This is a genomic window from Nocardia sp. NPDC049220, assembly GCF_040647855.1.
In the GTDB taxonomy this organism is placed as follows: domain Bacteria; phylum Actinomycetota; class Actinomycetes; order Mycobacteriales; family Mycobacteriaceae; genus Nocardia.
The window spans coordinates 39,562-53,899 of the sequence record NZ_JBEZDA010000022.1; the positions used below are offsets into that span (position 1 = coordinate 39,562).

The window sequence follows — 14,338 nt, forward strand, 5'->3', positions numbered from 1 at the left end:
GCTGCCGATGCGTTCAGCGCACCTGCTGTGTCCCCCACTGCGCCATCGTGCGCAAGTGCTTGTCCCACCAGTCCGCGGCCTCCGGGGTGAACGCGGCCGGCGGCGGAGTCTCGCCGGGAAAAAGCAGCACGCCATTGGGTGGGCCGACCTCGGTCACCGTTGGGGTCCCCGCACCGGGCACCAGTGCTGTCGAGGAGTTCGTCTGCGCCTCGTCGGGATCGGCGGGTTCCAGCGGCACCGGCCCATCCTCCTGCGGATCATCCCAGTCCTGCGAGAAGGCGAAAGGATCCCTGGCTCCTGCCGTCGACTCATCGAACGATCCAGCCACCTCCGGGTGCCGGGCCGGCCCTTGCTCACCGGCCCCGACGCCGGCCGGACCGGCACCGTCGACCAGCCAGCCACCCGCGGTCGCGCGCGCGTCGGCGGCCACCGCCGCGGATGTCGGCCCGCTGAACCCGTTCATCGCGTAGAAACCCCCGACGAGCATCCCGCCCGCCAGCACGCCGGCCGCCGCGAACAGCGCCGTCGCGCTACGCACCCGACGCTCCTCCGCGACCGGCTCGTCGATCTTGTCCACCTCGACCTGCGCGCTCGCCGCCGCACCCGCCGCGGCCGCGAAAGCGGCCATCCGGCACGGGATCACCGGAGCTCTGAAGCTGCGCACCGCGGCGAGCACCGCTGGTGCACGACCTGCCGACCCGATGATCACGACCGCGTTCGGCTTCGTCGCGGCCAGTTCCAGCTGATCCGACGCCGCCCGCACCGCCGCGCCCAGCGACGTCGCATTCGCTCCGCCCGCCCGGCCGACCGCGGCGAGCACTCGGCGCCGCCCGCGGTCTACCAGGGTGAACGCCTGATAGCCGGGCACGACCTCGCAGACCAGCAAGTTGTCGAACTCGTCGAGCCAGGTCATCATGCTCGTCACACTGAGGTGCGCCGACTTCGCCGAGACCATCGAGGCGGTGTGCCACCGACCGGCCGCCAGCCGGGTCACGATGGCACGCCGCTCAGCGGCATCCCGGTAGGTGACCGCCACGCCGCCGACCTCGCGATCCGGCCCCAGCTCGGCGGCCAGGCCCTCCAGCACGGCCTCGACCGCCGCTGCCATGTCCGCCTTGGTGTCACCGTGCGTCTGTTCGGTCCGGTGCAGCACCACGCGTTCGGACAGCTTCCCGCCATCGGCGAGCGCTACCGCGTGCACGGCGCCGCGTTCGGTGGAAACGCCGAGAGTTACCACAGATCGAGCTACCACTGACCACGCCTTCCCTCTGCGCATTGACCAGGCTCGCGAGCCAGCCGAAAGCCCTGAGCCCCATGGATTCCCCTGCTCGGAACACGCGTCATGATGCACGCGCGCTCGGTATGTGTTCGACGCCACATTCGCTGTGGATGGGTAGCGAATTCGACAGACCTGAACAGACACAGCACGCACGCGTGTCGCGCGCGTGTTACTACCGTTAGCCTGGGTGTGTGGAAGTACGCGCGGAGGCCAGGTCGAAGCAACGTCTGGACCCTGCGTTGGAGCTGCAGGACGACCCACAGGAGCTCATGCCGCGGCGCCGGCCGACGCAGGAACGCAGCAAACGCAAGTTCGACGCCCTGTTGCAGGCGTCACGCGAACTGCTGGTCGAGGTCGGGTTCGAGTCGTTCACCTGTGAAGAGGTCGCGACGCGGGCCGAAGTGCCCATCGGAACGCTGTATCAATTCTTCGCCAATAAATACGTGATCGTCTGTGAGCTGAATCGACAAGATCTGGTGGCCGTTTCCCAGGAGCTGGCCGATTTCCACGGCGAGATCCCGTCACTGGACTGGTTGCGGCACATGAACCAGTTCGTCGATCATCTGGCCAATCTTTGGATGACCGACCCGTCCCGGCGTGAGGTGTGGCTGGCCATGCAGTCCACCCCGTCCACCCGGGCCACCGGCGCGATCCACGAGAAGGAGTTCGCCGAGGTCGTGTCACAGATGTTGCGGCCACTCACCCCGCGCACTCCGCGGGCACGCCGCACCATGATGGCCGAAGTGCTGGTGCACGTGGTCTATTCGATGCTGAACTTCTCGGTTCAGGACGACCAGAGCAACGCGGAGGCGGTGTCGGAGCTCAAGCGACTGATGGTCGCCTACCTGCTTGTCGCGGAAAAGGAATCGCGCACCGCCAGCGAGCGCTAGCGGGTGATCCCGGCACGAGCCGGGATCACCGCACCGTCAGTTCGTTCCTTCGTGGGTTTCGACCTGGTCGTCGTGCTCGCCCGGGTCCTCCAGCACGACCATGGCAGCCGCGGTGTCGCCGTCGTGCGTCAGGGACAGGTGCACCTTCACCCGCGGAAGGAACTCGGCGGCCAGGCCATGCAGCTTGATGCTCGGCCGGCCCCACGCGTCGTTGACCACCTCGATCAGCGGATAGGGGTTGTCCCCGATCTGCGGGCGGCGGGCGAACCGCGACGCGGCCCAAGCTTTGATCACCGCCTCCTTCGCCGCCCAGCGCGTCGCGTAGCTGCGTGCCGGGTCGGTCCCCTTGCTCTGGCAGTATCGCCGCTCTCCCGCCGTGAAACTCTCTCGGAGCATGGTTGTTCCGGCGCGTTCGAGCTGTTCGGCGAACTCGGAGATAGTCACCAAGTCCAAGCCGATACCGAGGATCGTCATACCCGGGCAGCCTACGACCTGGGGTCCGCGCCCGCGCGCGGACCCCATGCGACGAGTTGCCCTGCCGCTGTTACGGTCACGCGCATCCGAGCCCGTTCGCCCGGTACGCGCCGTCGCGCCCGAGGCGCGCCTCCGGCGTCAGCAGCATGTCGGCCTCCAACTGCCGACTCCGCTTGGCCGGGGTGCCGTCCGCGCCGAGACGACGATCCGCGGGACGCTCGTACAGCGGCGTGCCGCCACACATGGCCTCGGCGAACCGCTGCCGGCCCGCCAGCTGACGCTGCTGCGCCCTGCGCTGGTACTCCTCGCGCTGCCCCGGCTCGATGGCCTGGATGAACGCCTCCGGATGCACCACGGCGAGCAGGCCGGAAACGTGCCCGAAGCCGAGCGAGGTCACCAGACCCGCCTTGAGCGGGAACCGGTCGCCGAAGCGCAGCGGCTCGCGCACCCACACCAGGTGCGGGTACTCCTGCATCTTGTCATCGACACAGTCGAGGCTCCGATTCGGCGGCACCACACCGTTTTCCAGCACCTGGCACAGGCCGATCAGCTGGAACGCGGCCGCGCCGCCCTTGGCGTGTCCGGTCAGGCTCTTCTGCGAGACGACGAACAGCGGGGCACCCTCCGACCGCCCGATCGCGGTGGCGAGCCGCTCGTGCAGCTCGGATTCGTTCGGGTCGTTGGCCCCGGTCGAGGTGTCGTGCTTGGAGACCACCGCGATGTCGTCGGGCTGTACACCGAGCTTGCGCAGTTCGGCGACAAACCGCGATTCCCGCCCACCACGACCCGCGCCGAGGGCGCCGAGGCCGGGCGCCGGGATCGAGGTGTGCACGCCGTCGGCGAACGACTGCGCGAACGCGACCACACCGAGAACCGGCAGGCCGAGTTCCACGGCGATATCACCACGGGCGAGCAGCACGGTGCCACCGCCTTGCGACTCGACGAACCCGCCACGGCGGCGATCGTTGGCCCGAGAGAAGTACCGGTCGCTGATGCCCTTCGCGCTCATGGTCGCCGAGTCCGCGGTCGCCGACATGTCACCGAAGCCGACGATGCCCTCGATTCCGAGGTCGTCGTAGCCACCGGCGACCACCAACTCCGCCTTGCCGAGCCGGATCTTGTCCATGCCCTCCTCGACCGACACCGCGGCAGTGGCGCAGGCCGCCACCGGATGCACCATCGCGCCGTAGCTGCCGACGTAGGACTGCACCACGTGCGCCAGCGCCACGTTCGGCAGCGCCTCCTGCAGGATGTCGTTCGGACGCGACTCGCCGAGCAGGTTGTCGATGTACAGCGAGCGCATCGAGGACATGCCGCCCATACCGGTGCCCTGCGTATTGGCCACCAGCGAAGGATGCACCCAGCTCATCAGTTCGGCCGGACTGAAACCGGAACTGATGAACGCGTCCACCGTGCACACGATGTTCCACAGCGCGACCCGGTCCACCGAGGCGGCCATATCGGCCGAGATGCCCCAGATGGTCGGATCCCAGCCGGTCGGGATCTGCCCCCCGACGGTGCGCGACAGCTTGGCCCGACGCGGCACCCGGATCTCGGTGCCCGCCTTCCGCGTCACGGTCCAGTCGCCGGAATCGGCGACCGGCGTGATCACCGTGTTCTCCGGAGCGGCGGCGTAGAAGGCGCGCGCCTCGGCCTCGCCCCCCACCGTGAACGACAGGTCCTGGTCGAGGAAGACCGAGGTCATCAGCGGAGCGGTCACCTTGCCGTCGTCGCCGGCGGTCATGGCGCCGTCGTCCTCGTAGCGACGCACACCGCAGCGGGCGACCACCGTGTCGTGGTATCGCTCGGCCACCTCGTGTTCGGGCACGTAGTCACCGGACTCGGCGTCGTACCACCCCGGCTTCGGGTCGTTCTCCCAGGTGATCAGGCCGGTGGTCCAGGCGAGTTCCAGCACGCCCGCGGCCGACAGCTCGTCGGAGACCTCCATCTCGAACCGGGTGCGCGCCGAGCCGTACGGGCCCAGCTCACCGGCGCCGACGATGACCACCATGTCGGTGAGATCGGCGGTGACGCCGTCGAAATGGGGCACCGGCAGCGCCGAGGACATGGTCGGCGGCGTCGGCAGTACCGCGATCGTCCGTGCCGCGTCAGCCCGAAGGATCTCGGCCTCGGCCTGCTCCGCGGCCTGCTTGGCCAGTGCGGGCAGATCCAGCTTGGCCTTGGCCAATCCTCCGGTCAGGTCGATCTGCTCCGGACCGGTCACGGTGACCTGGCGGGCACGCGAGGTGCACCACTTGAGTAGTTCGTCGGCCATCTCGGTGGTGGACCAGGTGTGCACCCCGGCCTCCTCGACCGCGGCGACCATCGGGTCGTTGTGACCCATCAGGCTGGTGCCACGCACCCAGCCGATCAGCGCGTGCACCAACGTGACCCGCGTCGACCACGACTTCTCGACCCGCCACTTGGCGACCACCGCGTCCAGCGCCGCCTTCGCCTCGCCGTAGGCTCCGTCGCCACCGAACAGGCCGCGGTTGGGCGAACCGGGCAGCACCACGTGCAGTTTCGCGTCCACGTCGTGGTCGGCGCCCAGAGTGGACAGTCCGCCGATCAAACGCTCGACCGACCAGAGCAGTACCCGCATCTCCAGTTCGGCGCGGGCGCCGGCGTCCGCGAGGTCACCGGCCACCCGCGGCGCCGCGAACGGCAACAGCAGGGTGGGGGTCATCGCGTCCTTGATCTTGATCTTGGCGCCGCCCGCACTGTCGACCTGCTCGGTACCCACCCAGTCGATCAGCGCGTCGATGTCCTGGTAGGACGCCATATTCGCCGGCACGACCCACAGTGCGGCACCGTGCCGGGCGTTCTCCCGGTACAGCTTCCGGTAGAAGCCGAGGCGCGCGTCGTTCAGCGACGAGGTGGTGACCACGACCGTGGCGCCCCCGCCGAGCAGACGCCCGGCCACCGCCGCCGCGATGGATCCCTTGCTCGCACCGGTGATCACCGCGACATCCGAGGACCAGAGCCCGGGCTCCTCAGCGCTCAGCGCCGCTTCGGCGATGCGCTCGTAGAGGCGGGCCAGCACCGAGCGCGCCTCGCACATGGCGCGCTGACGCCACCAGTTGGCCTGCGCCGCGACAGCTTCGCCCGCACCCAGGAATCCGGTCACCGGTCCCTCGGCGGAGCCGATGTCGTCGAGCAGCCACAGACGGGCCAGATCCTCACGCGCCGTGGCCCACCGGTCGTCCAACAGCACCGCTTTGCGCGCGTCGAACGCGGGGGCCACCAGGCGCGGCCAGTCCGAGCCCAGTTCGGCCGAGACCAGTTCGACCAGCGACTCGTCGGTCGCCTCCGGCGTGGACACCCGCTCGGACAAACCGAGTTGCTCGAGCACCACCCGCGCGGCAGTGGCGAGCACGCCGTCACGTCCGGTGATCTGCTCGGTGAACTCGCCGAGCGCGGCCGCGTCGACGGTCGCGCCGCCACCACCGCCTGCCGCGGGCAGCGCCACCGCGACCCCGCGACGAGCCGCGACGGCTTGCACAGCGGCGTCGATGGCCGCGTCGACCGAGGCGGCGTCGCCCAACGAGCCGGAGACCAGCCCGCCGAGATCGCCACCGCGCACGCTGGCGCCTTCCCTGGTGCCTAGCGACACCTCGGTGGTCACGTGGCTGGCCCAGCCATCGCCGAGTTCCCACACCTTCTTCACGCGCTCGGCGATCGCGGCGGGGCGCTTGCCGGACGGACCGAACACCTTGCGCAGGTGATCGCCGACCGCGTCGCTCAACACCGAACCGAACGGCTTGTAGGTGCGCGCCAGACGCTCCACCGTGGCCGAGAGCGCACCCATGTCCGCATCGGCCGCGCCGTCGATCGCGCCGAGCGACAGCTCGGAGCCGAGGTCGACCAGCAGCTGGTTACGTCGCGACGAGACGCCGTCACACAGGCCCTCGATGGTGTCCACCGGACCGATCTGGTCCAGTCGCAGTTTGGTCCACAGCGCGATCAGCACGCGGGTGGCGTCGGCGGCGGTGAACGCGATGTCGTCCGGACGGGCTCCACCTGAACTCGGCGCCGGCGCGGCGACCGGGGCCGCCGCGGCGACCGGGGCCGCGGCGGTGGTGGCCGCAGCCACCTCCTCCACCGGCTCATCGACCGGTGCGGGGTCGGTGTCGGTCGAGTACACGATCGCGGCCTCGCGCTCGATATTGAGCACCTCGATCTTGGTGCCACCGAACGCGGGCAGTTTCAATGTCTGGCTGGCGAGGTTGGCCACCGTCGGCGTCGCGCCGAGACCGATTTCGATGAATCGCTCGACACCGAGGCCACCCTGTGCGGGATCGGTGAACAGCAGGTCCTGGGTCTCGATCCAGCGCACCGGGCTGGCGAACTGCCATGCGAGCAGCTCGATCAGCACGACCCGGCACAGGTCGGTCGGTCGGGCCGCCCAGCTGTCGAAGTCGGTGAGCACCTCGGCCAGCGGCTCGGAGGGCACCAGGTCCGCGATCTCCTGGACGAACGCGCGCTCCAGCGAGAACGGCTTGGGCACCAGGTTCGGGACGTAGCGCCCGAGCAGGGTTTCCGGCTGCAGATCCGCGGGCAGTAGCTGCGCGAGCTTCTGCCGGAACTCCGGGACACCCTTGCGCAGGACGGTGGAGTGGAACGGCACGTCGATGCCGGGCACCACGATGAACGCCCGCCGACCGCCGAATTCCGCACGGCGCCGGTCGATCTCCTCCTCCAGCGCCGCCAGGCCCGCCACCGTGCCGGCGATCGCGTACTGCGAGCCGCGCAGGTTCAGGTTGACCACCTCGAGGAATTCACCGACCCGCTCGCCGATGCCGTTGACGAAATCGACCACCTCGTCGTCGGGCAACCCGATCTGGGAGGGGCGGATGGCGGCCATCTGGTAGTCGCTGCGCCCCTGCGAATCCCGCGGTACCAGCTCGTGCATGGACGAGCCGCGCTGGAACACCACCTCCAGCACCGCTTCCAGCGGAAGCACCCCGGCGACGGCCGCCAGCGCGTTGTACTCGCCGACCGAGTGGCCCGCGAGCATCGCGCCCTCGACGAAAGCACCCGACTCGCGCAGCTCCGCCACTTGAGCGACGCCCAGGGTAGCCATGGCGGCCTGGGTGAACTGGGTCAGGTGCAGCACGCCGTCCGGGTGCCGGTGTTCGACGCCGCGCGCCTTCAGGTAGGTCGGGTTGTCCCGCACCACGGCGAGGATGGAGAAGCCGAGCACCGCGCGGGTGTGCTTGTCGGCGCGATCCCAGATCTCCTTGGCGGCCTTCGAGCGGGAGCGGGCGTCCAGGCCCATGCCCTTGCGCTGAATGCCCTGGCCGGGGAAGGCGTAGACCGTCTTCGGCGCCACCGTGCGACCGGTCGCGGTCATCACCAGGTCACCGTCGGTCCGGCAGGAGACCTCGACGATCTCGCTGCCCGCGTCGATCGCGACTCGCTCGACGCGCACGTCGATCTCCGCGCCGGGGCGGACCATGCCGAGGAAACGGGTGGTCCACGCGGTCAGCGTCCGCGCGGGAGCCGAGGCGGCCGGATCGACCGCGGACACCGCGTGCTGCGCGGCGGCCGACAGCCACATGCCGTGCACGATCGGGCTGCCGAGGCCAGCCAACTTCGCCGCGGAATCGCTGGTGTGGATCGGGTTGTGGTCACCGGAGACCGCAGCGAACGCGTGCATTGCGCGCGGCGCGACGAGGGTGACGTCGCGACGACGCCGACGCGGGGTGTCGGTGGCCGAGTCGGACACCGTGCCCGCCGCACGCGGCGGATCGGTCAGCTCACCTGTCCCGGTGCGCCCGCGGATCGCGAACCGCTCGGTAAGGGTGGCCAGCACCGGCATGGACATCCCGGTCTCGGGCTTGTCCAGCATGGCGGTGACTCGAACGTGCACCTCGACGACCCGGCCGAGGTCGGTGTCGAGCGTCTCGCCCGCCTCCGCCCGGACCGCGAGGACGCTGGTCTCAGCGGGCAGTTCGGTGGCGAGGTGGATCTGGTGGTCCAGGTGAACCAGGTCGAGCATGCCCTCGATGACGCTCTCGTCCTTCGCGGTGCGCGCAGCACCGAGTACCGCGAACACGGCGGGCCAGCAGGCGCCGACCAGCACGTCCGGCGCGAGGCGTCCGAGCGTGCTCAGCGTGGCGGGCAGACCGGAACCGGTGACGCCCGCGTGGTCGGCGATGAGGTCCGGCGTCCAGGCCACGTTCAGGTGCGCGATCTTGCCCTTGAGCTCCGGCAGCGACTGCCCCGCGGCGACCGCGAGCAGCGCGGCCATGGCCTGGTCCGCGTCGGCCTCGGTGACGACCGGGGCTGCGCCGTTGTAGGTGGACACCGGAACGGTGATTCGGATCCGAACCACATTGCCCGCCAGCAGCGGAACCGTCAGCTCGACGTAGGAATGCTCCGGCTCGGGACCGGTGGTCTCGGCCAGTGTCGCGCCACTGGGCGGGTGCACCGCGCCCTTCCCGTCGACGACCCACTCGGACAGATCGCCGAGCCGGTGCACCGGGCTGATGGTGGTGCGCCCGGACCACTCGACGTCCGGTGCGGCGAGCACGGCGTCGATCGGGCCGCTGGTGATGCCCGCGGTGCGGCGAGCGTCGATCGCGGCGGGTACTACGCCGGCACGCACCAGCGAGTACGCGGTGTCCTGCTCGAAGCGGTCCAGCAGTTCGCCGACCGGCTCGTCGACCCGGGTGATCCCCGCGACCGCGACGGTGCCCGGAATGATGCACACCTGGTCGGCCGAGTAGCGCGGGTCATGCGCCTGCCACAGCGAATCCGAACGCCACCAGCGGCGCACGTCGCCGTCGACGACCGGGACGAAGTTCACCGGCTTGCCGGGCGTCTTGCACAGCGACACGAAGAACGGGACGTCGGCCGGGTGCAGCAGGGCCTGCGCGATGGCCGGGTACTGCTCCCGCAGCGTGCACAGCGCGGCGACCGGGTTCTCGAAGTCCTCGTCGCTGAGGAACAGGGTGGGGATCTCGCCGCGGTCGGTCGGATGCAGCCGGGATTCGGTGCGACGCATCATCTCCGCGAAACGGTCGCGCCAGGTGATGTCCAGCCAGACCGAACGGGTGGCGTCGGCGATGGCGTCGCCGAGGTCGCTGCCGCAGTCGAAGTCCTTGCGGCGGTCCAGGCCGACCGCGAGCTCGACGTAGCGCTCCAGCCAGTCCTGGTAGGTCATGGTCGCCACGTCGCCGAAATACGGTTTGGCGGTGGCGTTCAGCGCCGCGATGATCTCGTCCCTGCGCGCGGCGACCGCGTCGGCGTCGCCCGCGACCTCGTCGAGCAGGCGGCCGGTGCGGGAGGCCGCGTTGTCGATCTCGTGGATATCGGCGCCCAATTGACTCCGGCCCGACGCCATTCCGCCCGACGCGGTGCCCGCGCCGACCCAGTCCGGCGTACCGGGGGTGTCCACGAGCAGCTGCTTGACCTCCGGTGCGGTGGTGGCTTCGAGCGTCGCCATGGCCGCGGTGCCGATCAGCACACCGTCCAGCGGCATCTCGGGGTAGCCGTGCGGAACCGCCCATTCACCAGTGAGGTACTGCGTCGCGCGTTCGGGGGTGCCGATGCCGCCACCGACACACACCACGACGTTGGCGCGATTGCGCAGCTCGGCGTAGGTGGTCAGCAACAGATCGTCGAGATCCTCCCAAGAGTGGTGGCCACCGGCCCTACCACCCTCGATGTGCATGATCACCGGATAGTCGCGGACCTCGTCGGCGATCCGCAGCACGGCCCGGATCTGGGCAACGGTGCCCGGCTTGAACGCGACGTGCGAGATACCGACTTCGGTGAGTTCCTCGATCAGCGCGACGGCTTCTTCCAGCTCGGGAATGCCCGCGGTCACGATGACACCGTCGAACGGCGCGCCGGCCGTACGGGCCCGCTGCACCAGCCGCTTGCCGCCCAGTTGCAGTTTCCACAGGTAGGGGTCGAGGAACAGCGAGTTGAACTGCACCGCGCGACCGGGCTGCAGCAGCGTCTTCAGCTCGGCCACCCGGTCGGTGAAAATCTGTTCGGTCACCTGGCCGCCACCGGCCAGCTCGGCCCAGTGGCCCGCGTTGGCCGCGGCCGCGACGATCTTCGCGTCGACCGTGGTCGGGGTCATGCCCGCGAGCAGGATCGGCGAGCGACCGGTCAGCTTGGTGAACGCGGTCTCGACCACGATGCGCCCGTTGGGCAGCCGCACCGGCCGTGGCGCGAACGCCGACCACGAGCTCGCCGGCTCCGGCGCGGCGCCCGGCGTGAGCAGGCTGCGCTGTCCGGCCCGGGTGGCCGCGGCGACGATCCCGACACCGGTGCCCTTCAGCGAGCCGGAGGTGACGCGGGACAGCAGATCACCAGGACCGAGGTCCAGAATCCATTGCGCACCCGCGGACACCACGTCATCGACCACGTCGACCCAGTCGATCGGATCCACCAGGATCTGCCGGGCCAGCTTGCCCGCCAGTTCGGCGTCCACGCCGCACTGGGTGGCCCAGCCGGTGACCAGGTCGACGGTGTCGGCCAGCGCCGGGTGATGGAACGCCACATCGACTGCCACGTCCTCGAAAACCGGCGCGAACACCGCGCCACCGCGCACCTTCGAGTCCCGCTCGCGCGCCTGTTCGTCGTGGATCTGCGCGCACCGCTGGCGCACCCGCTCCAGCTGCGCCGGCGCACCCGACAGCACCGCGCGGCGACGACCGTTGCGAATCGAGACCACCGCGGCCGCGGCCGGATCGATGCCCTCGCTCAGCTCGGCCACCACGGCGCGCAGTTCCTCAGGGTCGACGTTCGACACCGCGACCATCGGCGAGCGGTCGCCTACCGGCATCAGCCCGCGCCGACGCGCGACCAAACCCGCCGCCGCGCCGATCAGCTGCGCCACAGCCAGCAGCTCGGCGTCGCGCTCGCCGCCCGCCTCAACCGCGGCGGCCGCCAACAGACCCTGCGAGTGCCCGACGACCGCGGCGGGCGCGTGCTCGGACGCGTCCAGTCCCTGCAGTCGCAGCGCCCGCACCGCGGCCACCTGGGTCAGCAGTACGCCGGGCATCGACACCGCGGCCGACCGCAACACCCGCTCGGAGGGCGCGGCGGAGACCTCGCCCTCGTCGGTGTCGGCCAGCTCGTTCTCCAGCATCCAGCCGATCGGGTCGAAGCCGACCGGTCGCACCACGAGCAATTGCGCCGCAACCGGCTCGAGCAGTGCGGCCGCCTCGTTGACCAGCGCGGTCAGCTCCGGCTCCAAAGCGCTGTCGCGCCCGATCTCCTCCAGCTCGCCGAGCCACTGCGCACCCTGGCCACCGAAGGCAAGCGCATACGGAACGCCACCGAGCAAACGATCGAGCAGCGGCGACCGCGCACCAGCGGACGCGGCCTTCCCGGCGGCTGCGGCCGCCTTCGCGCTCTGTCCGGTCCCGGTCTCGGTGCTCTCGTTGATCGTCAAGACGCTTCGACTTCCTTCTCCGTGCGACATGCCCTTGGCGACACGCCGCTCCCTCTCGGTACACGGGTGATCGCAAACAATCGGCCTGATATTGGCGAGGATGACACAAAATCATGAGGAAATCCTCACGTTTGCCTCTAGGCGTCGGGGCTACCGCCGAGTATTTCGGTACTTACGTACCAAAATAGTCCGAAGCGTGCCCCTTCCTCATGTTGGAACCCGCTGGTCTATCGGGTTACCAACGCGTACGAAACATGAGTTCTCCTCATGTTGGCCGTGTCCAAATTGTTATAATCCCAGGTGGGGTTACTGGCGGGTACGCCACGCCCACCCGATGCTGCGCGATGACCGATACGCCCGGTAGAGTTTGGACGGTCGTACCATCAAGCGCGAGTGGCGAAATTGGCAGACGCGCCAGATTTAGGTTCTGGTGTCCACGGACGTAGGGGTTCAAGTCCCCTCTCGCGCACAGGTTCACGTCAGTTGTATCGCTTATTCGTGCCGCGTGTCCGAGTGCGCCCGCACACACACGGATGCCGACCATCGATCAGCTGTCCCCATCCGCACAAGATCTGGCACATCTACCGGAAAACGTCGCCATCGGTGACATCCGGGGAGTTCGCCGGCCGGGAGAGGCCAGCGATGATCGCGTACGTAAGCCCACCCCAGTCGCCACCGCGAGAACTCGCACCTGCCGTCGCGGGCAACTGCCACGCCAGAGCGTGCCCGGTAAACATAGCTCCCATCAAACATAGATTTAATCTATGTAAGATTGCATCTATGTTTACCTAGCGGAGGTGACCGATGGAATTCAAGGGGCGCGCTGCCGACCTCGACCTGTTGAACGCGCAGCTACGGTCGGTCACCGACGGCAGCGGTGCCACTCGCGGACGGGCCGTGATCATCACTGGTCGCCGTAGGGTCGGGAAATCGCGTCTGGTGCAGGAGTTTTGCGATCGCTCGGGGCTTCCGTATGTCGTATTCCAGGCGACCCGGGGACGCAATCCTGCTGCGGAGCGGGAAGATTTCGTCGCGACTGTCGCATCCTCGCCCCTGGGACACGCGGAGTTGATCGGCGGGTTGTCGGCTACGGACTGGAACCAGGCGCTGCGAACCGTCGCTCTCGCGACCTCGGCGGACGGACCGAGTATCGCAGTCATCGATGAGGTGCCCTGGCTCGTTGGACAGGACCCCGAGTTCGAAGGGGCGCTGCAGACGATCTGGGATCGGCACCTGTCCGCGAAACCGGTCCTCCTAGTGCTGGTCGGCAGTGACATCTCGGTCATGGAGGCACTGCAATCGCACGAGCGTCCGTTCTTCGGACGAGCGACGAAGATGACCGTCCAGCCACTGAATCTGGCGGACGTGCGGGAGATGACCGAGCTACCCGCGGCCGAGGCGATGGACGCACTGCTCATTACCGGTGGATTTCCCGAGATCGTCCAATCCTGGCGACCGGGAACGAGTCGTGCGGAATTTCTGCGAGAGGCGGTTGCCAACCCACTGGCGCCATTGCTCGTCGCGGGAGAACTGTCGTTGCTCGGCGAGTTTCCCGAGTCCTCGCGGTCCCGCGCGGTCCTCGAGGCGATCGGCAGCGGTGAACGAACCTACGGCGCCATCGCGGCCCGGGCCGGCGGCTCCGGCGTGCTGCCCGCCGGAACCTTGTCTCCATTGCTGAATGCTCTGCAGGCCAAGCGGATCGTCGCCGCGGACCTTCCGTTGTCCACCAAACCCGATACCAAGAACAAGCGTTACCGGATCGCCGATTCCTATCTTCGATTCTGGCTCGCCTTCCTCGAGCGGGGCATTCCGCTGATCGAGCGTGGCCGAGGCGATCTCGCGCTGGAACGTATCGAACGATCGTGGACGGCGTGGCGTGGCCGCGCCGTGGAGCCGGTCATCCGTGCCGCGCTGGTGCGACTACTCCCCGATGATCGATGGCCGGACACCGAAGCCGTCGGCGGCTGGTGGAACCGGCAAAACAATCCGGAGGTAGACCTGATCGGCGCCGACCGCGAACCTATAGCGGGTGCCCTACGTTTCGTCGGCTCGATCAAGTGGTTGGAGGATCGACCGTTCGACCGGCACGACTATGACGCCCTGGCCCGCAGCGTGCTGGCCGTCCCCGGCACCCAGGTGAACACTCCGCTGATCGCGGTCTCGCGTTCCGGCGTCCATCATGATCTGCCGCTCGCCATGTGCTGGGGGCCCGAAGATCTGGTTCGGGCCTGGCGGTAGGACGGCCGTCATGGTGGACGTACCCGGGGCCGATGGAACCAT

Annotated in this window: 5 protein-coding genes and 1 tRNA gene; 3 read left to right on the forward strand and 3 right to left on the reverse strand. The window is 69.0% G+C overall.

Annotation, left to right across the window (positions count from 1 at the left end):
* Positions 1-13: 13 nt before the first annotated feature.
* Positions 14-1,252 (reverse strand): hypothetical protein, encoded by a 1,239-nt coding sequence (locus AB0C34_RS28625; RefSeq protein ID WP_357079554.1) that lies wholly within the window; start codon positions 1,250-1,252, stop codon positions 14-16.
* A 296-nt stretch (positions 1,253-1,548) separates the two neighbouring features.
* On the opposite strand from AB0C34_RS28625, the gene AB0C34_RS28630 reads away from it, so the two are divergent.
* Positions 1,549-2,169, forward strand: a complete 621-nt coding sequence (locus AB0C34_RS28630; RefSeq protein WP_357079577.1) for a TetR/AcrR family transcriptional regulator — start codon at positions 1,549-1,551, stop codon at positions 2,167-2,169.
* Between the two features lie 36 nt (positions 2,170-2,205).
* Here AB0C34_RS28630 and AB0C34_RS28635 read toward each other — a convergent pair whose 3' ends face one another.
* Both AB0C34_RS28635 and AB0C34_RS28640 read right to left on the reverse strand, forming a co-directional pair.
* Entirely contained in the window at positions 2,206-2,643 is a 438-nt protein-coding gene (locus tag AB0C34_RS28635) for a holo-ACP synthase (RefSeq protein ID WP_357079557.1), read from the reverse strand.
* Between the two features lie 76 nt (positions 2,644-2,719).
* Entirely contained in the window at positions 2,720-12,058 is a 9,339-nt protein-coding gene (locus AB0C34_RS28640) for a fatty acid synthase subunit beta domain-containing protein (protein ID WP_357079560.1), read from the reverse strand.
* Between the two features lie 387 nt (positions 12,059-12,445).
* Between AB0C34_RS28640 and AB0C34_RS28645 the strand changes: the two genes are divergently transcribed.
* Together AB0C34_RS28645 and AB0C34_RS28650 are read left to right on the forward strand one after the other, a co-directional pair.
* Positions 12,446-12,527 (forward strand) — tRNA-Leu (locus tag AB0C34_RS28645).
* Between the two features lie 335 nt (positions 12,528-12,862).
* Positions 12,863-14,296 (forward strand): ATP-binding protein, encoded by a 1,434-nt coding sequence (locus AB0C34_RS28650; protein ID WP_357079562.1) that lies wholly within the window; start codon positions 12,863-12,865, stop codon positions 14,294-14,296.
* Positions 14,297-14,338: the final 42 nt, after the last annotated feature.

Excerpts from the sequence above, each read along its gene's own strand:
- AB0C34_RS28635 (WP_357079557.1), bottom strand. The coding sequence starts at position 2,643 with ATGACGATCCTCGGTATCGGCTTGGACTTGGTGACTATCTCCGAGTTC.
- AB0C34_RS28630 (WP_357079577.1), top strand. The coding sequence starts at position 1,549 with ATGCCGCGGCGCCGGCCGACGCAGGAACGCAGCAAACGCAAGTTCGAC.
- AB0C34_RS28650 (WP_357079562.1), top strand. The coding sequence starts at position 12,863 with ATGGAATTCAAGGGGCGCGCTGCCGACCTCGACCTGTTGAACGCGCAG.